Origin of the sequence: Donghicola eburneus, assembly GCF_900115865.1 — a bacterium.
Lineage (GTDB): Bacteria > Pseudomonadota > Alphaproteobacteria > Rhodobacterales > Rhodobacteraceae > Donghicola > Donghicola eburneus.
In genome coordinates, this window is sequence record NZ_FOXY01000006.1 from 33,712 (window position 1) to 57,061 (window position 23,350).

Annotated in this window: 20 protein-coding genes; 12 read left to right on the top strand and 8 right to left on the bottom strand. The window is 55.3% G+C overall.

All coding sequences use genetic code 11. From position 1 onward, the window contains the following. Positions 1-86 precede the first annotated feature (86 nt). Positions 87-1,628, bottom strand: coding sequence for an alanine/glycine:cation symporter family protein (locus tag BM225_RS11855; RefSeq protein WP_092464477.1), 1,542 nt, complete (start codon positions 1,626-1,628; stop codon positions 87-89). A 24-nt stretch (positions 1,629-1,652) separates the two neighbouring features. After that, the gene (locus tag BM225_RS11860) at positions 1,653-2,087 is read right to left on the bottom strand and encodes a universal stress protein (protein ID WP_092464479.1); all 435 of its coding nucleotides are present in this window, start codon (positions 2,085-2,087) and stop codon (positions 1,653-1,655) included. A gap of 284 nt (positions 2,088-2,371) precedes the next feature. Between BM225_RS11860 and BM225_RS11865 the strand changes: the two genes are divergently transcribed. The 7 genes from BM225_RS11865 to BM225_RS11895 all read left to right on the top strand — a co-directional run bounded on the left by BM225_RS11865 (position 2,372) and on the right by BM225_RS11895 (position 10,738). Further along, entirely contained in the window at positions 2,372-3,610 is a 1,239-nt protein-coding gene (locus BM225_RS11865; RefSeq protein WP_092464481.1) for an aminopeptidase, read from the top strand. A 334-nt stretch (positions 3,611-3,944) separates the two neighbouring features. Continuing rightward, positions 3,945-4,274 (top strand): hypothetical protein, encoded by a 330-nt coding sequence (locus tag BM225_RS11870; RefSeq protein WP_072702548.1) that lies wholly within the window; start codon positions 3,945-3,947, stop codon positions 4,272-4,274. Positions 4,275-4,562: 288 nt separating this feature from the next. Further along, positions 4,563-5,738, top strand: coding sequence for a plasmid partitioning protein RepA (gene repA / locus BM225_RS11875; RefSeq protein WP_092464483.1), 1,176 nt, complete (start codon positions 4,563-4,565; stop codon positions 5,736-5,738). Continuing rightward, on the top strand, positions 5,738-6,649 hold the full coding sequence (gene repB / locus BM225_RS11880; protein WP_072702554.1) for a plasmid partitioning protein RepB: 912 nt from the start codon (positions 5,738-5,740) through the stop codon (positions 6,647-6,649). The genes repA and repB overlap by 1 nt, the downstream gene beginning before the upstream one ends. Positions 6,650-6,831: 182 nt before the next feature. Continuing rightward, positions 6,832-8,010 (top strand): plasmid replication protein RepC, encoded by a 1,179-nt coding sequence (repC, locus tag BM225_RS11885; RefSeq protein WP_092464484.1) that lies wholly within the window; start codon positions 6,832-6,834, stop codon positions 8,008-8,010. A gap of 329 nt (positions 8,011-8,339) precedes the next feature. Then, on the top strand, positions 8,340-9,635 hold the full coding sequence (locus BM225_RS11890; RefSeq protein ID WP_092464486.1) for an AAA family ATPase: 1,296 nt from the start codon (positions 8,340-8,342) through the stop codon (positions 9,633-9,635). 11 nt (positions 9,636-9,646) lie between these two features. Further along, positions 9,647-10,738, top strand: a complete 1,092-nt coding sequence (locus BM225_RS11895; RefSeq protein ID WP_092464488.1) for a ParB/RepB/Spo0J family partition protein — start codon at positions 9,647-9,649, stop codon at positions 10,736-10,738. Between the two features lie 55 nt (positions 10,739-10,793). Here BM225_RS11895 and BM225_RS11900 read toward each other — a convergent pair whose 3' ends face one another. Further along, on the bottom strand, positions 10,794-12,257 hold the full coding sequence (locus tag BM225_RS11900) for a sensor histidine kinase (protein ID WP_177218610.1): 1,464 nt from the start codon (positions 12,255-12,257) through the stop codon (positions 10,794-10,796). Between the two features lie 509 nt (positions 12,258-12,766). Between BM225_RS11900 and BM225_RS11905 the strand changes: the two genes are divergently transcribed. Next, on the top strand, positions 12,767-13,084 hold the full coding sequence (locus BM225_RS11905) for a hypothetical protein (RefSeq protein ID WP_092464492.1): 318 nt from the start codon (positions 12,767-12,769) through the stop codon (positions 13,082-13,084). On the opposite strand, the gene BM225_RS11910 is transcribed toward BM225_RS11905, so the two are convergent. The 3 genes from BM225_RS11910 to BM225_RS11920 form a co-directional block, all read right to left on the bottom strand. Further along, complete coding sequence (locus tag BM225_RS11910) at positions 13,081-15,198, bottom strand: sensor histidine kinase (protein ID WP_177218611.1); 2,118 nt, start codon at positions 15,196-15,198, stop codon at positions 13,081-13,083. The genes BM225_RS11905 and BM225_RS11910 overlap by 4 nt on opposite strands. Before the next feature lie 225 nt (positions 15,199-15,423). Continuing rightward, complete coding sequence (gene htpX, locus BM225_RS11915; protein ID WP_092464496.1) at positions 15,424-16,365, bottom strand: zinc metalloprotease HtpX; 942 nt, start codon at positions 16,363-16,365, stop codon at positions 15,424-15,426. Between the two features lie 90 nt (positions 16,366-16,455). Further along, positions 16,456-17,763 (bottom strand): type II toxin-antitoxin system HipA family toxin, encoded by a 1,308-nt coding sequence (locus BM225_RS11920; RefSeq protein WP_092464498.1) that lies wholly within the window; start codon positions 17,761-17,763, stop codon positions 16,456-16,458. A gap of 279 nt (positions 17,764-18,042) precedes the next feature. On the opposite strand from BM225_RS11920, the gene BM225_RS11925 reads away from it, so the two are divergent. Both BM225_RS11925 and BM225_RS11930 read left to right on the top strand, forming a co-directional pair. Beyond that, positions 18,043-18,822 (top strand): sensor histidine kinase, encoded by a 780-nt coding sequence (locus BM225_RS11925; protein WP_092464499.1) that lies wholly within the window; start codon positions 18,043-18,045, stop codon positions 18,820-18,822. 138 nt (positions 18,823-18,960) lie between these two features. Next, positions 18,961-20,007, top strand: coding sequence for a Hint domain-containing protein (locus tag BM225_RS11930; RefSeq protein WP_092464501.1), 1,047 nt, complete (start codon positions 18,961-18,963; stop codon positions 20,005-20,007). Here the strand turns inward: BM225_RS11930 and BM225_RS11935 are convergent. Further along, a complete protein-coding gene (locus BM225_RS11935) occupies positions 20,004-20,909 on the bottom strand; it encodes a cation diffusion facilitator family transporter (protein ID WP_092464503.1) in 906 nt (301 codons plus the stop codon). The genes BM225_RS11930 and BM225_RS11935 overlap by 4 nt on opposite strands. Before the next feature lie 191 nt (positions 20,910-21,100). Here BM225_RS11935 and BM225_RS11940 point away from each other — a divergent pair, with 191 nt between their 5' ends. Together BM225_RS11940 and BM225_RS11945 are read left to right on the top strand one after the other, a co-directional pair. Beyond that, positions 21,101-21,853: an SDR family NAD(P)-dependent oxidoreductase gene (locus tag BM225_RS11940; RefSeq protein WP_092464505.1), complete on the top strand. Its 753-nt coding sequence runs from the start codon at positions 21,101-21,103 to the stop codon at positions 21,851-21,853. Between the two features lie 184 nt (positions 21,854-22,037). Continuing rightward, complete coding sequence (locus BM225_RS11945; RefSeq protein ID WP_092464507.1) at positions 22,038-22,454, top strand: NUDIX hydrolase; 417 nt, start codon at positions 22,038-22,040, stop codon at positions 22,452-22,454. A gap of 47 nt (positions 22,455-22,501) precedes the next feature. Here BM225_RS11945 and BM225_RS11950 read toward each other — a convergent pair whose 3' ends face one another. After that, positions 22,502-22,957, bottom strand: a complete 456-nt coding sequence (locus BM225_RS11950; protein ID WP_245780470.1) for a MarR family winged helix-turn-helix transcriptional regulator — start codon at positions 22,955-22,957, stop codon at positions 22,502-22,504. Positions 22,958-23,350 lie beyond the last annotated feature (393 nt).

Consider the following 23,350-nt stretch of genomic DNA (forward strand, 5'->3'; position numbering starts at 1 on the left):
GTTGGGAAAGTGATTGGTCGCCCCCGAATTGCAACAGGCCCCGCGTGTTGCAGGGCCTGGATAGTTCTATACCTTGATCTACTGGCTTATTTAAATTTCTTGATCTCGCCAGATTTCAAGCGGCTGACGTAGCTGTCGAGCTCGCGTTTCACGATCGGCATCAAGAAATAGAGACCGATGATGTTCACCACAGCCATGGCAAAGATCGACGCATCGGAGAAGTCGATGACCGGACCTAGGCTCGCGGCCGCGCCGACAATGACAAACAGGCAGAAGATCACCTTGAACGTCAGTTCCTTTGCCTTGCCTTCGCCAAACAGGAAGGTCCAAGCCTTCAGCCCGTAATAGCTCCAGCTGAGCATGGTCGAGAAGGCAAAGAGGATGACCGCCAAAGCCAGCACGTAGCGGAACCAGCCAAAGGTCGCGGAGAACGCAGCAGATGTTAGGGCCACGCCCGTGTTTCCGCTGGCGGTTTGGATCGCTCCATTTTCGCCAACCATATACAGTCCGGTTTCGGGATCGACCATCAACTGGCCCGTGATGATGATCACAAGCGCGGTCATTGTGCAGATCACAACAGTGTCGATGAAGGGTTCGAGCAACGATACGTATCCCTCCGTCACCGGTTCTTTGGTTTTCACAGCAGAGTGCGCGATTGCCGCAGAGCCGACGCCCGCTTCGTTCGAGAAAGCTGCGCGTTTGAAGCCTTGGATCAGCGCGCCAGCAAGGCCGCCGGCGACACCTAGGCCGGTAAAGGCCCCTTCGAAAATCTGGCCAAAAGCCCACCCGATCTGATCAAAGTTGATCAACAGGATGATGAGCGCTGTGATGACATAAAGAACGCCCATGAACGGGACGACTTTTTCTGTCACTTTGGCAATGGACTTCAGGCCGCCCGCGATCACCGCGAACACGATAGCCGCGAAAATGATGCCCGTAATGTAGCCGGGGTAGTCCCCGAGAACGTTGGTCAGCTGCGCGTGGGCTTGGTTCGCTTGGAACATGTTGCCACCGCCGAACGCGCCAAAGATACAGAAGATCGCAAACAAGATGGCCAACGGCTTGCCGCCCTTCAGCCCGCGTTCTTCGAAGCCTTTGGTAATGTAGTACATCGGGCCGCCAGAGACGGTGCCGTTCGGAAATTCGTTCCGGTACTTCACACCCAGCGTACATTCAGTGAATTTCGAAGCCATGCCCATCAGACCGGCCAGAATCATCCAGAAGGTTGCGCCGGGGCCGCCAATGCCGACCGCAACAGCCACCCCTGCGATATTCCCCAGACCCACGGTGCCGGATAGCGCGGTTGCCAGTGCTTGGAAGTGGCTAACCTCGCCAGCGTCATCGGGATCAGAGTAGTCGCCCTTGACCAGCTGGATCGCATGTTTGAACCCACGAGCCTGGATCAGCCCGAAGTAAAAAGTAAAGATGGTCGCCGCGATGACCAGCCAAGCCACAATCCAAGGAAAGCTGGTGCCTGGAAAAGGGCTGAAGATGAAGCTCACAAACCAACCTGTCGAGTTGGCAAAGATCGCGTTCACGGTTTCGTCGACTGTGCTCGCTTGTGCGGGGGCTGTCAGCAATGAGGCCGCCGCCGCCCCGAGCAGGGGCGCTTTGAATTGCGTTTTCATGGCAAATCCCTGTTGGGCTTATTGTTAAGGGACGATCGTCACAGCAACTGGCGCAGCCTGCGCCAGCGTACCCGCAACCGAGCCGAAGAGACGTGTCGAAATGGAAGACTGGCCGGTGCGGCCAATCACTAGCTGTTTGGCACCGCTTTCTTTGACGATGGCCAGCAAGGTTTCTGCAGTGTGGCCGTATTTGACCAGAACCTCGACCTCAACGCCGCTGGTTTGCAGCTCTTTGAGCAAAGGGCTGACTATCGCCTTGTCTGCCCGTTCCAGTTCTTCTTTGCGGCGCATGTGCCGTTCTTCGATTTCTGTCTTTGTAAGGAACGAATAGGGCGACCACTCCAGCACGTGGGCCACGATCAATGTGGCGCCTTTGGCTTTGGCGACGTCCAGCGCGAAGTTCACCGCATTGTGGGCGTTTTCGCTTCCATCGTACGCGACGACGATTTTCTCTGTCATCGGTTTCTCCAGATTTTGTTATGTTTGCCATCAATGGATTTGTTGGAAACTATCGACTCTGCGTCGGGAAGTTCTCTTGAAATGGTGGCAGGTCCTGCGCGTTTCGTCCGAATTTTTGGGGAATTTGAGCCGATCTGCGCAGGTTCTTGCGATCACGTTAAAGGCTTGCTCAAGATTCAGGATCATAAATACCAATCTTGGCCCCGATTTCAGTGCTGGCCGATACCTTGACCTTCGTGCGGCGCGATCACACCTTGAGCCTCGCAAGACATCACGGAGGCACTATGACGACTGATCCCATTTCCCCCGAAGCGCTCGATAAACTGGCTGATGTGGCCGTGAAGGTTGGGCTGAACCTGCAAGAGGGGCAGGATCTGGTTATCACCGCCCCGGTTGAGGCTCTGCCACTGGTTCGTCGGATCACCGCTGCCGCTTACCGCGCCGGTGCAGGTGTCGTGACACCGATTCTATCGGACGCTGGCATTACGCTGGCGCGGTTCGAAAATGCACAGGACGCGTCGTTCGATAAGGCGGCGGACTGGCTTTACGCTGGCATGGCCGAAGCGTTCAAAGGCAACGCTGCGCGATTGGCGATCGTTGGCGAAGATCCGATGTTGCTCGCCGAGCAAGACCCCGAAAAGGTCTCGCGCGCTGGAAAGGCAAATTCGATTGCCTACAAGCCTGCGCTTGAGAAAATCGCGAATTTTGACATCAACTGGACGATTGTCAGCTACCCCACCGTGGCATGGGCCTCGCGGGTGTTTCCTGACCTGCCAGAGGCCGAGGCGGTCGAAAAACTGGCGAACGCGCTCTTCTCTTCTTCGCGCGTACTGGATGCAGACTCGGTTGCGAATTGGACCGATCACAATGCTAACTTGCGCAAGCGCACTGCGTGGCTGAATGAACAGCGCTTCGATGCCCTGCATTTCTCTGGCCCGGGTACGGATCTGACGGTCGGGTTGGCCGAAGATCATGAATGGCATGGTGGCGCCTCCACCGCGACGAACGGGATCACCTGCAATCCGAATATTCCCACCGAAGAAGTTTTCACCACCCCTCATTCAGCGCGCGTGGACGGCGTGGCTCGGTCGACAAAGCCCCTTTCGCATCAAGGTAGCCTGATCGATGACATCCAGGTTCGCTTTGAAGCTGGTAAGATTGTCGAGGCAAAAGCATCGAAAGGCGAAGCGGTGCTGCAAAAGCTTTTGGACAGCGATGAAGGCGCGCGGCGCTTGGGCGAGGTTGCGCTGGTGCCGCATTCATCGCCGATTTCGCAGTCCGGCGTCCTATTCTATAATACTTTGTATGATGAAAACGCCGCCTGCCACATCGCCTTGGGCCAGTGCTATTCGAAGTGTTTCATCAATGGCGGCGATCTGAGCTCAGAGGAAATCGCAGCACGCGGAGGCAACAGCAGTATGATCCACGTGGACTGGATGATCGGTAGTGCTGAGATGGATATCGACGGAATCTTGCATGACGGCACCCGGGTCCCCGTCTTCCGCAAGGGGGAATGGGCCTGATTTGAAGCTGTCGCGTACCGTCAAAAGGTCCGCGACTCATAAAATTTCATCGCTTCTGAAACTTTTTCTGTATTTTTTTCGTTCCAAATGTTGTGCTTGATTACAAGTCAGCACCTATAGGCTGTGATAGACGTGTCAGAAAACCCTTTAATTTCAAGGTTCCCGCGCCTGTCGCGAAACGTGCGTTTAGGCGAATTATACATTCCCATACTTACGGGTATGCCCCCTCCCCTAACGAGATCATTCTAAAATTCGGGGTTCGGCTTTAAATTTGTATGTAGGCGGTCGTTCTTAAAAGGGACGCGCCAATTAACATTTAACCCGTGAGACCGAAATGCTGAACAAATCACTCATTCTGCGTTTTCCCGACCTTCAAGGTGCACAGATGGCGGCCCCGTTCATGGTCGAGGGACTCGCGACCCAACTTGATGAGTTGCAGATCATCGATCTCAAAGTCATCATCGGGAAGGCGGGTGAACTCGTGGTATCCGCTGGTTTCGAGGATGCCAAGACCCTCAAAAAAGCGGACTCCTTTTTCGCCGAGATGATCGAGACGATGAAGAAGTCATTCTTGTTCCGTGTCAACGTGTTTGACGCGGTCGCCGTAATGAACCTGAACGCGGACGCGATTGAAGCCAAGACGGCGGCGCGAGCCGCGGCTTAACGCATCTAACAGAGCTCCGAACCTCGTGTTAAACGCCCCGCCATCGTGTGGGGCGTTTTGCTGTTTGCGATTCTGTTTTTGCGGTTACGTGGGTCCTGGACGGGGCCGCAATCACCCAGAGAGACCTTCCAACTTGGTCCCAAAGGGCTAGGAATCCCCATTACTCTGGTGTCATTTACAAAAAGTGCTTGTCAGACTCGGGATGCGTAGGCCATTAATTACGCTAACTAGAGAATATGACGCCTATAACCGTAACAAACGGCGTCACACCGAGGGCAGACTGAACGAATGGCACAACAGGGCCGCATAGATCTATTGGTTGGGCAGCATGCTGCAAGCTTGTCGGAACGCCTGCAAGCCCACCGCACGCAGCTGTTCCCACCAGATGCGAAACGTGCCCTGCGAAAGTTCACGAGCGGCGAAGTCGCAAACCTACTCGGTGTCAAAGACGCGTATCTGCGCAAACTTCATCTGGATGGTCGCGGACCAGAGCCCGAAATTCGCACTGGTGGCCGCCGCTATTACTCGACCGAAGATGTCCAAGCACTGCGCGATATGCTCGAAAAGGGCGCCAAGGTGCCTGGGACCTACCTGCCCGGCCGGACTGAGGGCGACCACCTGCAGGTGATTACGGTCATCAACTTCAAGGGCGGCTCAGGCAAGACGACGACTTCTGCACATCTGGCGCAGAAGCTCGCGCTTGACGGCTATCGCGTTCTAGCGGTGGATTTGGACCCGCAGGCGAGCCTTTCGGCTTTGCACGGGTTTCAGCCGGAGTTCGACTTGTTGGACGGCGGCACGCTGTATGATGCGATCCGCTATGATGATCCTGTTCCGTTAGCGGATGTGATCCAGAGCACCTATTTTACCAATCTCGACATCATTCCGGGTAATCTGGACTTGATGGAGTTCGAACACGACACCCCCAAAGCTCTGGCAGAGCGGTCTGGCGATTTGTTCTTTACCCGCGTTGGCGAGAAACTTGCCGAAGTGGAGGCCAGCTACGACGTTGTTGTGATAGACTGCCCGCCTCAGCTGGGGTTTCTGACCATGTCCGCGCTCTCCGCGGCGACCGCGGTACTGGTGACGGTTCATCCCCAAATGCTTGATGTCATGTCCATGTGTCAGTTCCTACTGATGACCTCCAATCTGCTTGGGGTCGTTGCAGAGGCCGGCGGGGACATGTCTTACGACTGGTTGCGGTACCTTGTGACGCGTTACGAACCTGGTGATGGTCCGCAGAACCAAATGGTCAGCTTTATGCGGTCCATGTTTGGCGAGCATGTGCTGAACCACACCGCGCTGAAGTCTACTGCGATTAGTGATGCCGGCATCACCAAACAGACCCTGTATGAAGTCGAAAAGAACCAGTTTCATCGCGCCACCTATGAACGGGCTATGGAGAGCCTGAACAATGTGAATGGTGAGATTGAGGATCTGATCCAGAAGGCTTGGGGGCGCTGATGGCACGCAAGAACCTTCTCGGAAATCTCTCAAACCCCGCCGGAGAGGATGCGCCTGCTCCGGCTAAACCGCGTCGGACGACTGGTGCGATTGGAGCTGTGAGCCAGCAGATCGCTGACCTGAAAACGCGCGCTCTTGCCGAAATTCCTCCGGAGCTGATTGACGACGCTGGCCTCAAGGACCGGCTTGACGACGATCCAGACGGTTTGGCGGCGCTCGTCTCGTCTATAAAGGAATATGGCCAGCAGGTGCCCGTCTTGTTGAGGCAGTCGCCAACAGATGGCAACCGCTACGAGATCGTCTATGGCCGACGTCGAGTTGCAGCTCTGCGTGAATTGGGCATGCCGGTCCGTGCAATGGTTCGGGTGCTCAACGATCGGGACCTGATTGTCGCCCAAGGCCAAGAGAACGCAGCGCGCAAAGACCTGACGTTTATCGAGAAGGCGAATTTCGCGCGGCAGATGGTCGAGAACGGTTTTGAGCGCAAAGTCATTTGCGACGCGCTGCATATCGACAAGACCGTTATCAGCCGCATGCTCTCTGTGACGGACGCGGTGCCCTATCCCATTATTATGGCGATTGGTGCGGCCCCCAGCGTGGGACGAGACCGCTGGCTCGCGCTCGCTGCGCGGATGCAGGGGCGCCCCCTTGAGCAAATCATTGACATGGCGCAGGGGCAAACCTCGGACGATCGCTTTCAGGCGGTCTTCGACGGGTTGGCGCCAGAGAAACTACCCAAGCGCAACACACGCAAGGAGCTGCGCACGGGTGCCGGAAAACCGTTGGGGGAAGTCAGCCGCAAAGGCGACAAAACTGTCCTGACGTTAAAAGACAAGGATGGGTTTGACGACTGGTTGATCCAGAACCTTGATCGCATTCACTCAGAGTTTCTGAAGAACTCGGGCGAATAAACAAGAGCAGTTTGAAACAGGAAAAGGAGGCACGACCCCGACACCAGAAAAGAAAAGACCCCCCAGGACATACATCCCGAGAGGCCAATTCGTCTTAGCACTTCGAACCTACCCTTGGGAGTTGACAGCTGTCAACCATCGTTGAGTCCGATGGATGGTTTTTTGTGTCGTCGTGACAAATTATGGAACACATCTCAACGACGCCTTTTGGGCGGCGGCCGGTTTCGGCAGGACAATTGGCAGCTCAGCAAATGCTCGAGGCGCCGATCCCTGACACTGTGCCTGACAAGTGGACAATCATCAAAGAGCTCACGGCGGCGCGCCTGGCCTTTGGTGTGACAGATCGTGACCTCGCGGTGCTGCATGCGCTTGTTAGTTTCCATCCCCATGATAGCTTGGCCGATGGCGAGGGGACTATTGTCTTTCCATCCAACGCGGCTTTGTCTGAACGCGCCCACGGTATGGCAGAGAGCACGCTTAGGCGGCATCTCGCAGCTTTGGTCAATGCGCAACTCATCATCCGACACGACAGCCCGAACGGCAAGCGTTATGCAGCGCGAGGTGTTGATGGGGGGATTGATCGGGCATTTGGTTTCGATTTGCGTCCTCTTCTTGTACGGCTGCCAGAAATTGGGCAGGCGGCCAGAGAGGCACGGGCGGCGGCATTACGTCTAAAGCGCTTGCGCGAGGCTGTGGTGCTCCGTTTACGCGACGCCGCGAAGCTGATTGCTTTTGGTAAAGAAGAGGCTGAAGGTAACTGGGATCAGGTTGAGGATCGACTAAAGCTGGTGCAGCGTTCGCTTCGCCGTAAGCTCTATGCAGATGAGCTGAATGAGTTAAATCTGATCGCTGATCAGCTGCTCACCGACGTCAATGTCATTCTTTCTCATAATAAATCTGACAATATGAGCGGCAATGACGATGTAAATGAGCGGCACTTACAATATTCAAACATAAAACATTCAGATTCTGAACCTTCCTTAAAAAAGGAATGGGCGGCCGAGGTTGAGCCCTCCCCTCAGGCGAAGCCGAAGCTTCCACTCTATCTCGTGGTAAAAGCTTGCCCGGATCTGAACGATTACATTCCAACTGGTATCCATTCTTGGCCCGAACTTGTGACAGCTGCCAATTTCATCCGGCCCATGCTTGGGATTTCGGATGATGCGTGGAGACGTGCAGAAGCTGCGATGGGAAGCGAGGCTGCTGCAATCACTGTCGTCGGCATATTGCAAAGGGCGAGTGAAATTCGCAGCCCGGGTGGATATCTGCGCGCGCTGACCTCGAAGGCTGAATCTGGCGCCTTCTCTCCTGGGCCGATGATTATGGCGTTACTTGCGACCGAAAATCAAAGGGCGATGTGATGTGCAGGAAATGGCAGTTGTCAGAGTTGACAGCTGTCAACCTGCTGAGGTTTCGTGGTTTTTTAGTGAGAGGTTCGGTATTAGCGTTTTGCTCCATGTGTCATGAAGGCGCGCTAATACCTTGCCAATTCAAGGCTTTTGGCGAAAAAGCGTCCAGAGCGCATCTAGTCTTATTCGTGATGCTTGTGCGCTCTGAGAGACTATATGTGGGATAAATGTCGCGATCGCTTTCTCGGCAAGACGTTAATTCCACAGGATTTTTGTTTTGCGTTGAATGCTGTTTCGGCGTAAATTGTAGATGAGCAGAAAATAACGTTGTGAGACAGGCTGTGTACACCTACGAGGAACTGAGCCACCTTCAGGCCCAATCTCTGAAATTGCAGAGCTGGATCCGTCAGCAGACATTCAGTCCAGAGAACATCAAGTATCTTCGCCGGTTTTCGAGCTGGGAGGTGGCTGAGTTGATCCTTGGGATTAATCAGTCGACCTTCCGTGGGCGTTTGGCTTCGGACCCGAATTTGCCGAGCGGCGAGGTTGAACCTGATGGCCGTCAGCGTTGGTTCACATTGGACGAGATCAACGAACTGCGCCGCCGGATCAAGGTGAACAAGAAGTCCCTCTTGCCGCCGCGCCCTGAGGGTAAGCGCGCTTTCCGTGCGGCGATTGCCAACTTCAAAGGTGGTGCGGGTAAATCGACGGTTGCGCTACACTTCGCTCATGCGGCTGCGTTGGATGGGTATCGGGTTCTCCTCGTAGATTTCGATCCGCAGGCGACGCTATCCCACTCGATGGGTCTAACTGATGTGGCCGAAGAGTACACTGTTTGGGGCATCATGGCGCGCGACCTGATCCGCGAAACTGATCGGATGAATGCAGCGGTCGTTGGCGCGGCAAGTGGGACCGCCCTGCCCCAGCGGCAAATTCCAGCTTCTATCCGTGAGATGGGTCTTGATGCTCTCCGCCCTGCGGATTTCATCAAGGCGAGCGCATGGAGCACAATTGATGTGGTTCCAAGCTGCGCCAACGCGGCATTTGTCGAATTTGCCAGCGCGCAGTATCGTCATTTGAACCCGGAATGGAGCTTCTTTGCCTGTGTTTCGCGCTATCTCGATAGCATTCCGCACGACGCCTACGATCTAATAATCTTCGATTGCCCGCCCGCCATTGGCTATCAGTCTATGAACGCGGTTTTCGCGGCGGACATGCTCTACATTCCCTCGGGACCCGGATACTGGGAATACGACTCGACCACGAGCTTTATCGGTCAGCTTGCCGAAGCGTTGGAGGACCTGTCTGCTGGCTATCAGGGCAGTGTTCCGGGATGTCATATGACCCTGCCCAAGGCCTTTGCCGATATCAAATTCCTGATGACCCGTTACGAGCCAGGGAATGAGTTACATCGCGCGATGTACGAAGCCTTTCAGAAGGTTTTTGGCGAACACGTCACAACCAATCCGGTCGAGATGACACGCGCAGTCGAGCAATCTGGTCGGTTTCTCGCATCGGTCTACGAAATCGATTACCGCGATATGACCCGCGAAACATGGCGCCGTGCCCGAGCAAGCTTTGACCGTGCTTACGAAGAATTCCGCGGCAACATCATCACCGCTTGGGACAAGATCTGAGGAGAACGACCATGGCAAAGAAACGCCGGATGTTCGACATCAACATGCCCACAGAGATGCCAACGGATGCGCCGGAAGCGGCCGTTCCCACCAGCGCCCCTGCCCCGCGTCGTGGACCTATGGCCACCGCGATCTCTGAGGCGGCGAACAGCACCCGCCAGCGTCAAGAGATCGAGGAAAAAATCCGCGCCGAGAATGACGCGCTGGCCCATGAGCATGTTCGGCTCAAAGGCTTGGGCCTTGTTATGGAATTGGTCCCGCTGAATGCGATTTCGACCAGCAAACTGACCCGTGACCGCGCCAAAGGATTGGATCTGGAGCTCGCAGAGCTAAAAGGATCGATCGCGGAGATCGGGCTTTCGAACCCGATCCGTCTCGAAACACGGACCGATGGGCTGTATGAGCTGGTCCAAGGGTTTCGTCGCCTCTCGGCCTACCGCGAACTTTTTGATGCGACAGGTGATGAGCAGTTCGCTGCCATTCCGGCTGTTGTGACAGAAGCGGGCGACACACTCGAAGACCTCTACCGCCGTATGGTCGATGAGAACTTGGTGCGCAAAGATATCTCGTTCGGTGAGATGGCCAAGCTTGCGCTTGAATACGCAAATGACCCTGAAACCGACGAAACAGAACCTGATAAGGCGGTTGCGACACTATATAAGTCAGCCGGATATCAAAAGCGCAGCTATATCCGGAATTTCATTCGGTTGGTGCGTGAACTAGATGGGCATCTGCTCTATCTGCCGCAAATTCCGCGTGCTTTGGGGTTGTCGTTGGCGTCTCTGATAGAGGCGGACGGCGCTTTTGGCCAAAAAATCGTCAAATCGTTGGATGCCCTGCCCTCCCGAACTGCTGAAGAAGAGCTAGAAATTCTGCGCAGCTTCGCCAAAGAGGCTCAGCCTACCAAGATGGCAGCTGGCAAGTCTGGTGCAAAGCGCCCTGCCCCATCGAAGACTAGTTTCGCTTTGGCGGTTGGCGACCGGTCGGCGAAATGCACCGCAGCTCAGGGTAAATTAGAGATCAAATTAGATCGCGATTTTTCATCCATGGATCAGGAGCGCTTGGAGCAAGCCATCCGTCAGTTCCTTGAGACTTTGGATTAACGGTTCCCCTTAAGGGAAAACTGCCTCACTCGCCCCCCGTTTTCGGGGGGCTTTTTTATGCGATGTGTTGTGCAGAAGCGTTGCGGAGCGGGATCGCACAGCGAAATTCGGTGCCCTTCGTCGAGGCAGGGTCCGTATGAACCGCGATCTTGCCGCCCAAAGCCTCGACCAGTCGCGCTGTGATCGCTAGAGCCATCCCATTTTGTACGGTGTTACTGACCGCGCCACGGAACGGTTGGAAAATCTTGGGAATGGCGCCCTGACGAATGCTGGGGCCGTTGTTGTAGACGCTGATCATAAGATCGTCGCCTTGAGTATTCCAAGTCAGGTGGATTTCTGGCGCGTCTTGATCTGCATAGATGGCCGCGTTCTCGAGAAGGTTCGAGAGGATGGATGCAAGAGCGCTTTCGTCCGTTTGGATCGTGAGCTCATGGCCATGAAGAGTAATGATCTTCTTGGCGTCGTGCGGCATGGCGTCAACGAGGTTCTCAGCTAATAAGTTTAACGCGACGGTCTGACGCTTCGCGACAAAGCGCCCGAGACGCACGTATTCCACAAACGCATCAAGTCGTTCGTACAGAGCTTCGGCGCGATCGCTGATAATATCGGTGCGCTGTTGGAGCTGTTCGTAGTCTTTGGCCTTTAGGTCCTCGCGCAGCCATTCCGAGGTCTGAACAATGCCTCGAGCGGGTGAGCGGAGGTCATGCGCCAAAGCATAGAGCAGGTCTTGGATGACGTTATTTTGCCGAGTAAGCATCGCGTTTCGCTTATCCGCGCTATCGACCATCGAGAAAAAGACGTCGACCGCGCCTGTCAGGAAACGAGCGCCTGTGATCAGGATCGTGATGATGACGAAATCTAGGAGGAGTCCGGCCGTATCTCCTGTTGCTACATGACGAAACATGCCAGCGAAGATGAAGTAGGAAATGGCAGGCAGAGGTAGCGCGATCCCAAGCATGTTCGGATTGCGACTTTGAGGGAGCTTCGCGAACTCAACGAGCGCAATGATCAGCATCAGGGCTGCGAGGGGGAGATTGATGCCTACGACCGGTTGCCAACTGCTTGCTTGGAGCTCGGCGGCCATGCCTGTGAGTGTCGACAAGATGCCGAAGGCTGGGATGATGACATAGAGTGCGTGCCGAGACAGATTCATGAACGCCGGCTCTCTGTCTGATCGAAGGATGGCGCGCGCGCCTATGGCAACTGCCAACGCGATCTCGGGATCTAGAACCCATGCGTTGAAACGCGCAAGGTCCGCAGTTCGGTCAAGATTGATGCCAAACAGAGCCGCTAATGACGCTGTACACAGAAAAATGACGCCGCTGGCCGCTGCCCGCTTTGTCTGGACGCTCATGAACCCGAGATTTGATGCGCACAGAAGCCCTGAAAGAGTGACAACAGCGACCGCGTCTATCGGTCTGGCAGCGATAGGAATTAAGTGCGACATGTCTGGGAGCGCGACAGACAGAACACTTGCTAGTAAGACGATTGCTGAGGCGAAGAGCGTTGTGGGCTGCAAGACGGCGCGACGCTGACCCAGAATATCAAGGATCTTGGCAAAGAGTTTCATCGTGGGACGGCCGTTCGCGCTAGAGGGAGTGGTTGAGTCGACTATACTGAACCTATCCTAAGGAAGCAGAGCTAATCGGTTCTCTTTATGCAAAGGCTGCTTTGCAATCGCACCAGCAGAAAAATGATTTCCCTGCGGGGAAGGGTTTTTGGAAGCCGAATGTTGTGTCGAAATCTGCAGAGTCGGATCATAATGTCTATATGTAGTAGAATTTCACATCTGCGAGTTACTTGCTGCACTGCCGCAGGGTGCGTTGTTTCAATGTCACAGTCTGCAACCATTCAATCAGCCACTGCTGTGTGAAAATGCAAAATTAGCCGAATTTCTCAGGCAAAAACAAAGGCGAGAGGAAGGGTTAGACCGGAATATCTGACAGTTATCGACTTACAATTATAGAAACATGTTTGTGCGAATTCGCTTGTATGGCAAAACAACTAAAAATTGTGTGAATTATTGCCATGGACGATTTAGAAAATTCCTCTTTTCCCCAAGGTCTTTCGGATCCGGATCTTGTTGAGCTTTACCCACTCGCACTTGCGCGCATGGTCCAAGATGTTGACGCGATGATTGATCTACTTAGTAACAAAGATTTCCAGCGCGCGAGCTTTGTCGCTTATAAGCTACACGGCATTTCAGCACTGTTTTATATGGAAGACTTCTCCGCCGCGCTGAAGAAGATCATTGATCACCTAGAGAACAAGAGCAGTTTGGCGAGCGTGTTGCTGGAAGATTTGGGTGCGAAGGCACGGATGAAGCTCAAAAATTACGAGGCTTAAGGAGCGCGCTTCCAGACCAAATCAAGCGGGATCAGGATGACGAACCTGGCCCCCCTGCCCTCTTTGGCGGGCGACTCCACGACAATTGTTCCGCCCCACTCTTCGATCAGCCGGCGCACCATGGCGAGGCCCATTCCGACACCTGTGTGCTCCTTGTTTCCGGAATAGGTACGGAAAAGCTCAAAAATCATCTCGTGCCGGCCTTCTGGAACGCCGGGACCATCATCTTCGACCTCGATCCGCAGATTGTCGGCCTGATAAGATGTCTTCACCGCGATTGTGATCTCTTCTTGATCGTGATGACTAACAGCGTTTGCCAGTAGATTGTTGAGGACGCGGACCAACCCTTCATATTCGTAATGAATGACCATGTTCGGGGAGCCATAAGTCGTCTCAACGGTGATCTTAGGCGAGCGATACAGGTTTGCGGCCGCCTCAATCGCGTTGTTCACGGGAAGCTGGTCTGTTTTGTTTTCGCGATTGTCCAAGCGTGCGAGGTCTAGAATGCCCTCGATGAGCCGGCTCAGATGCTGGATGCGCGAATTGATCAGAGCCATGTAGCGATTGGGAGACTCCGTTTCCCCGTTCTCCAGATCGTCGCGCGCCCACGCGGATAGCTGCTCAATGCCTCGCAGTGGCGCACGCAGGTCATGAGCCGCTGCGTAAACAAAGCGGCGCGTGTAGAATTGCCGGATCGACAGCTGCCTTGAGGCCTCTTGGAACTGTGTGTGCGTGCGTTGGCTGATCTGCGTCAGGATAAATACCCCGAGTATGGCGCCGAGCAAGAGTATCGACATCAAGATCGTGGCGAACTTGATCCGTTCGCTCCGCAGATCAAATGGCTCCAAGCCAGAGGACCAAAGAAACGCGTCAAAACTTTGCAGTGCTTCATCTTGTGAGATGCCCTGTGGCAGTGACTCAATCCATCGCTTCAGATCGATGAATTCTATCTTGGCTGCGTCGATGACTTGGGTCTTGAGATAGTCCTGAAGGATTAGGCCGAGGTTCACGGTCATGACGTAGATATTACTATCAGAGGGATGAATGCTCGTTGCCGAGCTTACGTAGACACTACATCTGGTATCAGCAATGCAATACGTGATGACTGTTCCGGTCGTTGTTGGATTGGTGTCTTGCCACCCCTGTTGCCAACTGTCGAAGTACTTGTAGACGCTCCCTCCTGGGCTGGGACGTGTCACGCCGTATGTGCAATCCACTTGGTGAATTTCGTTGGGTTGGAGCTCAAAGGTAAAGATCAGGGTTATCCGACTGCTACGACACGCGCGTGTACTGGCATGGTCGTGGTCCCTGCCCTCATGCGGTTCGGTGGTAAGCGCGTGACTTGCGACATAAAACGTGGCTGACGCTTTGGCGACTTCATGCTCAAAATACCGCGCCATGCGATCTGCATTGGTTTGATTTAAAGCGTTTGGTGCCGCCAAAGTCAAAATGCCAAAGAACAGCATGGCGCCAGCGATCACGGCTGTGGCGACGACTTCGGCGATATCCAAGAGCCGCAGTGGTAACCCGTTTTCATCTGTACTCTCTGCAAGCTGCACCAGAAAGAGCAGCATGACACCTAGCGCAGTGATTGGCCCAGTATCTGTCGGGTTGCTGCTCCAGCGGACGGGTGTCGGCAGGTTGCTGAAGATTAGCCCTAGCATTGATATTGTGACGCCGAGCAGAGCGACAATTGCCGCCTGCCCTAGCACCGAAAGCGCCGCCGATGGGCGTGCGACACGGATCAGGCTGCCGTATGTTGCGACCGACAAGAACAGCAGTGCGGAATTTACGGACATTTGTCCTGGAAGCGCGCCCTGTTCTTGGTTCGTCGGTCGAAAGATGTGGTTGATGAAGGTCAGCCCATCAAACCAGTGAGAGGCTAATGAAAGCCCCGCGATCACCGCGATTACCGCAAACGGGAGCAAGGCATGCCAAGCCTGTTTGTAACGCGTTCGGAGTACGGTTGGAAGCGTCGCTAGCCCTAGGCAGAGCGCTGTGGAGAATTGTGTTGGAGAGGCTGTTTGAAGTGGCTTGATCAGAGCTTGTATCTCAAACGCCCATCCGAGCAGCACAGAGATGGAGGTGGCCAAGACGAGGAGAGCCAGCGCCATGGCGATCTTTGGAGCGTTTCTGTAGTTCGCTAGCCTATGTACCATACCGTATCCGTTGGCGGACAACTGGGACAGGTGCACTCGGAAACAGCCGCACGTATTAGAAGTTACTCACAGAAGTATGACCCGCCTTGCGCTCATGTCGCAAGGCGGATTTCAGATTTTCAAATGTGTATTAGAGGAAAGTTCGCTTTTCTTCCCCGTGGGGAAGATTGCAGCGGGGATTTAGGTCCAAGGGCCGTTTTTGTGGCGCTTTCTTCGAGTGTTCGGAATGCTGGACGCCGAAACAGTCGTTTGTCGGGGTGCATGCGGTTCTGAGCCGTTCGCCATCGCGCGCAAGGCAGCAACCCGATTTTCTGTGGCGGGGTGTGTAGCGAACAGATTGTCCATTTTGCGCCCGTGGAGCGGGTTAATAATAAACATATGTGCGGTCGCTGGATTGCGCTCTGCCGCAATGTTGTCGACCTGCGCCGCGCCGTGCTGAATATTCTCAAGCGCCGATGCAAGCCACAAAGGATGGCCGCAGATCTCTGCACCGATCCGGTCTGCTTCGTACTCACGGCTTCTGCTGATCGCCATCTGAACCAGTGCGGCGGCAATGGGAGCAAGGAACATCATAGCAAGTGTGCCAATCAGACCCAGCCCGCCATTGCCTTCTTCGTCACGGTTCCCGCCGCCAAAGAATAGTGCAAAGTTTGCGAGCATGGAAATCGCACCCGCGAAGGTCGCCGTAACCGTCATGATGGCGGTGTCGTGGTTTCTGATATGCGCAAGCTCATGGGCGATCACGCCCGCCAGTTCCTCGCGGCTCAAGACACGGAGGATGCCGCTGGTTACAGCGACGGCTGCATTTTGTGGGTTCCGGCCTGTGGCAAAGGCGTTGGGCTGCGGCGTGTCGATCAGGTAGACTGCGGGCACAGGCATGTCTGCATTGCGCGCCAAGTCAGCTACCATCTGCTGAATGCCAGATCGATCGCCGGGCGATAAGAGCTGCGCGTTGTGCATGCGCAGGACCATCTGGTCAGAATTCCACCATGTGAAGATGTTCATCGCACCGGCAATGACAAGCGCGATGAGCATCCCGCCGGCACCCGCCAGCAGATAGCCTAGCCCCATAAACAGGGCCGTCATGGCAGCCATGAGAAGTGCAGTTTTAAAATAACCCATCGGAACCCTCTGAAGCGACAGATGCCAGTCTGGGTTCGATATAGGAAGGATCAGCCCCTACGCCAACGGGCGCGAGGGCTGATCAAATCGTCATGTCCAACTGCGCGCACATTCGATGGCATCTTGGATGCTGCGGCGCAGGAGTTTTGGGACGGCGCAGGCTTCGGCAAATTCGGGCCAGCGGCTTAGGGCGTCATCGACTTTGGCGATCATGTCCCAAACAGTCTCACGCTCGATTCCTATAGCACGGGCCACGTCGTGGAAGTGGATACGACCGGGCTGGTGCCGGTTGCCCGCCACGGACAGTGAGTGGAGACCGCCGCGGCCATAACTATAGGATAGGTCATAGGCAGGCGCCAAAGACCATCGGCCTGTGTGGTCCATCATGAATGCGTGGTTCTTGAGATGGTCATCGCGGTTCACAGCGCGCACATTAAAAATCATGCGGCGCATCATCTCGTGTACCTGTCGTTCATCCCGAGTGAGGGCGTGCGTCAGCTTGAGCAATTCAATGTAGTCTAGGTTTGCGGTCCGGAAATCGAGTCCGAAGAGGGCCGCGACGGTTTGCACATGCACCCGCGCATTTCCGACGCGGTCGAAACGTTCGGTCGCGAAGTAATGTTCTCGGGCACTAGAACGGAGCATACCCATCCACGTGGTCGTCAGACCTGCCTCGCGGGCCATCATGCCGTAGGCGACCTCGGCCTCGATCGTGCCGTTGCGATCCTCTCGACCGCGGCGCTTGATTAGGACGTGTCGCCAACCTTCGCGCAAGGGTGCGCGGTGATTTCGCAGGTCTTCTCCATCGGGGGACAATTGGGCCAACAGCTTGGGCTTTTGCCCATGAGTGCCACCGGTTGCATTCCTCAGGCGCGTGACTTCCTCAATGTTTGTGCAATCGCCCACATCGGCCGCCAAGGCCGCGAACCAGTCGAGTGAAACCGCACCCGGTTCTGACAGAGGGTAGGCGGGGCGGAAAGTGAGCGCGCCGATTCCATGTAGTCCCACCAAGGACAGACGTGTGAGCGGCCCGGTCTGCGCCGGACTGCCTCCGCTGGCGCGAATTTCATGGTCCGCCAAAAGGCGGCCCCAACCGTCGGGCATGCTATCGCCGAGAAGGGCAGGGGCTCCTTCGAATGCCCATCCTTTGCGCGGTCTCAAACTTCCCGCATGGCGCCTCACGAGGATCGGCGAAAGTGGCAGAGGGTCGGCCACGAAGCGTGCGTCCCACTGTAGAACCGCCTGACGGCGGGTGTCGTCCCATTCAACAGATCCGACGGGACGTGGCGTTCTTCCCGCTCCGAAATCCAACGCAACCTCAAGCGACTGAGGTTCTGAACGCAGGAAGGCCCGAGGGCAGGGAATCGCTTGGTCGAAGTTGTGGTGTATATCGGTCATGTTGATCAGATAGCCAAAAGCGTGCCAACCAACTTGCGTCGGTAGTTTTTTTTCACCCGCTATGCTAAGGGATTAGTCCAAGGCAAAATCGGATAGTCCTTATATCCTTGTTTGACAGAGATGCGTGGGTACGGCCAAACGCGCCAATAGCATACCTTCGATATATGAATAGTTGCCTTTGCAGTAATCGTCGTTTGTTGATCCCCTTGTTTTGCGTATTACTGGTTGCAGATTGAAACAAACGCACAACCCAGCCTCTTAGAGGAAACGAGCAGCCGGATGACGATGGAAAGACAGATCAAGACCGCAACAGCGATCAAGTGCGCTTTGCCTGACTCTGGTGCTGGTCGGACTCCCGACGTGGCAGAGCTAGAGCAGCGCGCAGAGCGTCAGCGTGTCATGGGTGAACTTGCGGCTGACGTTGTGCACGACATCAACAATCTGCTTGCGGCGGTCGAGGCGATTTCGCGTTTGCTGGACATGAATGTCGAGGATGACAACCTGAGTGCGTTGGTGCGGCGCCTATCGCGGTCCGCGCATACGGGACGCGGTATGACCCGTCGCCTGCTTGATTTCGTGCACGACGATGGCAACGGTATGGCCGAGGTTGATCTGGCCGAAATCGTAGAGAACGAGGTTGAACTTCTTGATCACATCGTATCCCGTCAGATTTCCCTTAAAATCGAGACCGAGGAAAGCAGCACGCGCGTGTTCGCCGATCCTGTGCGTGTCCGTTCTGCGTTGTTCAACCTGATCGCCAATGCTCGGGATTCAATCTCTGGTGCGGGTGAGATTGCTGTTCGTCAGTACGTCGTGCCAAGCGTCGGATCCGAGCCTATGTGTCAGGTTTTGACTGTTGCCGACAGTGGCTGCGGTATGGACAAGGATACACTTAAGAAAGTGGGTCAGCGCTATTTCACCACGAAGGGCAAGGGCAAAGGTTCTGGTCTTGGTCTTGCGTCGGTTATCGAGTTGGCCAACGACTGCGGTGGTCGGGTCGAAATCGAAAGCACCGAGGACGTCGGCACGCGTGTCCGGTTGATCCTTCCTTGCGTGTAATCTTCCCCGCGGGGAAGGTAATACCAACGCATATCATTCTGACCTAAAGAGCTGTTCGCTATCCCACAGGCGGGCTCGGATTTCGCCGAGGGCCTCTGTAAAAATCTACGCTAGTCGAATGGGCGTAGAGAGTGGCAGATGGCAGATATTCAGACATGGGGATGGTACGTCCCCAGCTTGTGGCCCGGCTATAGTGCCTCAGATCCCGACAACTTGGATGCAATCGGAAACGGGTTATCCGTTGATCCGGCAGGCTATGTCGAGTTCATTATGCGTGATGCCAACAACGATGGCGTCATACACGATAATGATGGTTTCGATGGCAGCTCGACCGCACCCGGCGAGGTCGTCATTGGGCCGAATGTCACACTCACCCCTCAAGAAATCGCCCTCTACACGGACTCAACGATTGTCGCCAAGGGCGTTGCGTACACGGTAGATATCGAAGTTACTTTGTTCACGAATGGCACCTACGGGGTGCGCATCATGGACTATGATATTCCCGATTTTCACCACAAGCATGTGACCGAAGTCACCTTGGGAACGTGGAACGGTGTCGAGTATGGCGGGATTTACACGTCGGGCGTGGACGAGATGTTCATCTGCTTTGGCCAAGGCACTTTGATTGACACCGCCGGCGGTCCGCGGGCTGTCGAAGATCTGCAGAACGGGGACATGGTTCTCACTTTGGACCATGGTCCGTCTACGGTGCGATGGACATCGCGCCGAACCATCAGCGGACAAGGAAAGAACGCCCCAGTTTTGTTTCGGGCAGGGGCCATGGGCAACGTACGCGATGTATATCTGTCACCGCAGCATCGGGTGCTTGTGACTGGGGTAGACGTTGAGTTGCTCTTTGGCGTGCCCGAGGTGTTGGTTTCGGCGGCTCAACTTGTGAATAGCTCGACGATCGTGCGCGCACCGCAACCGAATGTCACTTATGTACATTTTGCTTGCGATGAACACGAGATTGTCTGCGCCGAGGGAATGCTCTCCGAGACACTCTTGCCTGGCCCGCAGGCGATGCAGACCATCGCACCCAAAGATTTGGCGCGCTTGTTCCAGACTTTTCCTACGCTTCGGCAAGGTTGGAATTCATATGGCTCCGCCGCGCGCATGTGTCTGACCGCTGCAGAGGCTCGGGCATTGCGAGATGTTGCGAGCGGGCTCGCGATGGCGAGCTAGTCTTTTGGCGGAAACCAGACGTCTTTGTGGATCATGACGTCTGTGTGGGGATAGGCCTCTAGGATTTTAGACCGCAAGCCAGCGCTGATCTCGTGCGCGTCGTACAGGGATTGATCCCCGTCCAATTCAATATGCAATGTCACAAAAGTCCGCGAACCAGCCATGCGCGTTTTAAGATCGTGAAATCCCAACACGCCGGGGTAGGCGCCCGCAATTGCCGAGATGCCCTCGATTTCGGTGTCCGGAGCTTGTCGATCCATTAGGGCGTCAATCGCGGTTTTCCCAATCTTGAACGCGCCAAACATCATAAAGAGTGCCGCGCCGATTGCCACCAAACTGTCGATGAGTGTCAGGCCAAGCTGCCGCGCCGCCAATAAAGAAGCGATTGCGCCCATATTTGGGACCAGATCGCCGATGTAGTGCAAACTATCCGCAGACACGACCTTGTTGCCAGTCGTGGATGCAACGCGGCGTTGGTATGCCACGAGAGCGAGGGTCAGCACGATCGAGAGCACCATCACAGCAACACCCGCAGTTTCAGACGTTAGCTTCGTGTGATCAGGTGAGAGCATCCGGCGCGTGGCAGCCCAGAGGATCGCCGCGCCAGACCCTAGGATGAAGGTCGATTGCGCCAGAGCTGCTAAATCTTCGGCCGACGTGTGGCCGTGTGCGTGGTCTTCGTCCGGTGGGCGGGCGGCGTAGGTGATCGCGGCCAAGCCAGCGAGTGACACCATCAGATCGAGTCCGCTGTCCACCAAGGACGCGCCGACCGAGAGTGCGCCCGTCGCAGCCAGAGCCCAGAGTTTCGCCAGCACTAACGTAGTTGCCACCGCGACGGAGGCCAGTCCGGCGCGCTGATTTAGGCGGTCACTTTCTGTCTGTTTTGCGGTTCTGTGAGGCATATCGGACTCGACTTCGGCTTCTGAGCTTTCCTTAGGTCATCTCGATCCGATTGTCACAGGCCTGCCGGAATTTTGGGTTTCACTGTCGGGTGAAGAGCAGCGCCTTCGTCGTCAGCACGTACGATGTTGCGCATGAAACGGTTTCGACGAGGCAAGTTTAGCGCTATCAAGTGCTTGGAAGAGGAGAAACCATGTCAGATTTTGCGATTTACCCAAGCCTCAAGGGGCGCGTGGTCTATGTGAGCGGCGGTGCGTCCGGTATCGGCGCACGTATTGTCAAAGGCTTTGCAGAGCAGGGGGCGAAGGTGGGTTTTCTGGATTTGGATGCTCAGGCCGCAGAACGCCTCAGCGCCGAGTATGACAATGTCACCTACGAGATTTGCGACCTAAGAGACATCAACGCGCTGCGCGATGCCATGGCGAACCTGAAGGCACGGATCGGTGCAGCGGAAGTGCTGGTGAACAACGCCGCCCGTGATGATCGCCACAATTGGCAGGACGTCACGCCCGAATACTGGGACGAACGCCAAGCCACGAACATCCGGCACATGTTCTTTTCAATCCAAGCAGTAGCTCCGGATATGATCGCCGCAGGGGGCGGTGCCATCATCAATATGGGCTCAAACAGTTGGTTCGAGGCGGGTGGCGGGTTCCCTGCCTATACGACTGCCAAAGCCGCCGTACAGGGCCTGACGCGGACAATGGCGCGAGATTTGGGGCAGCACCGCATTCGCGTGAACGCAGTCATCCCTGGCTGGATCATGACCGAACGGCAAAAGGAGCTGTGGGTCACACCAGAGGCGCTGGATGCCCACCTGACGCGCCAGTGTCTGCCGGATCCAATTGATCCTGTTTATGTGGCGAGAATGGTACTTTTCCTAGCGTCTGATGATGCAGCGATGTGCTCGGCCAGCAGTTACATGGTCGAGGGCGGCTCTATCTAAGACGCTGTTACACATCCGTCGTGAACCGGTGCTAGGTACGTCCTGCCGCCGGTTCATTAGTGCTTGATGGATCACGGCATTCGTGACTTGTGCGTGCTCTGGAATTGCGTCCTTATCAGTTCCAAATTGCAACAGGCCTGCGCGGTTCGGTGCGGCAGGTTTAGTGTCGAAAGACCTTAATCATATGTCAAAGAGCACGTCCGCATCCCAAGTCGCTCTACTGTGCTATCGGGGCAAGGAGAAGGATCGCGAGTACTTGCTCGTGACTTCACGGGACTCGGGGCGCTGGGTGCTGCCGAAAGGCTGGATTAAAGACGGAAAATCGCCCGAGGTTTCGGCTTTGGAAGAAGGTTGGGAAGAAGCGGGGATCGTGACTGCGACCAAGGCGCCGATCCTGATCGGTCACTACAATTACATGAAGCGTCTGGATAAGGGCGAGGTTCTGCCCCTGCGCGTGGAGGTGTTCCAAGCGCGTTTGGCGAAGCTTGTTCGCAAGTATCCAGAAGACGGCGAGCGCAAGCGCAAGTGGATGTCTGCGAGCCGCGCGGCCAAGGCCGTAGACGAGCCAAGTCTTTCAAACCTACTGAAAACGCTGCCCTAAGAGCGAGGCAAAATTTGCCTCACTTGCATCTTCGATGCTGGTGCGCCTTAACGGCGGCCAGATGCCACAAGTTTGGCCAGAGCGCGCTTCAGCGCACGCGCATCTCGGACACCCAAAGCGCGGGCGAGCTGGTTCTCGAACTCTTCAGCGTAATTGATCAGAGATGAGTAGGCGGCGATACCGTCCGGCTTCAGGATCAGCGTCTCGCTGCGGCGATCCTCGGGGCGTTGTTCACGGGTCAGGAAGTCTTTCTCTTCCAATCCGGCGACCGCGCGCGAAATTTTGGTTTTATGCAATTTGGATTGCTGACCCAGTTCCTTCGCACTCATGTTGCCATAGCGGCCCAAGTGAAACAGGACGCGCCACTCGGTGCGGGTCATGCCGTAATTTTCACGGTAGTAGCGAGAGAATCCATCGCTGGTGGCTTCGGCGGCCACGTTCAGCATGTAAGGTGTAAACTCGCGAATATCAAAGTCGACGTCGTCAGACTCTTGCATCAACATTTTAAAAAGTTTCCCGACTTGGGTTCTTAACTGGTAACGCCTATGCGTTTAGGCAGCACATCACCGTAACGCAACTCCGCTTTTTCATACAGCGCAGCTTTCAGAACAATTTGTTGCCGCAACGAACCAAAAAGTTTGCAAAAAAGGCATCTTCATTGCTGTGAGACGTTTTTCGGAGCGTTAACGTTTCATTAACAGACCAATTTTTCTCTCACTTGGCTAGTTCTTGTTGCTGATTGTTTACCGAAAGTGACCCGAAATCGGGCGATTTCCGCAGGTGCGAAGAAAAATGAAACATTTTGCACCTGCAGCGGAACCTTTCACGGTTTCGTCGGTTAGGATGGTGAGGTCTGGCGCAAAACGCCGACAACCCGTCGCTTTTTAACCGCACCA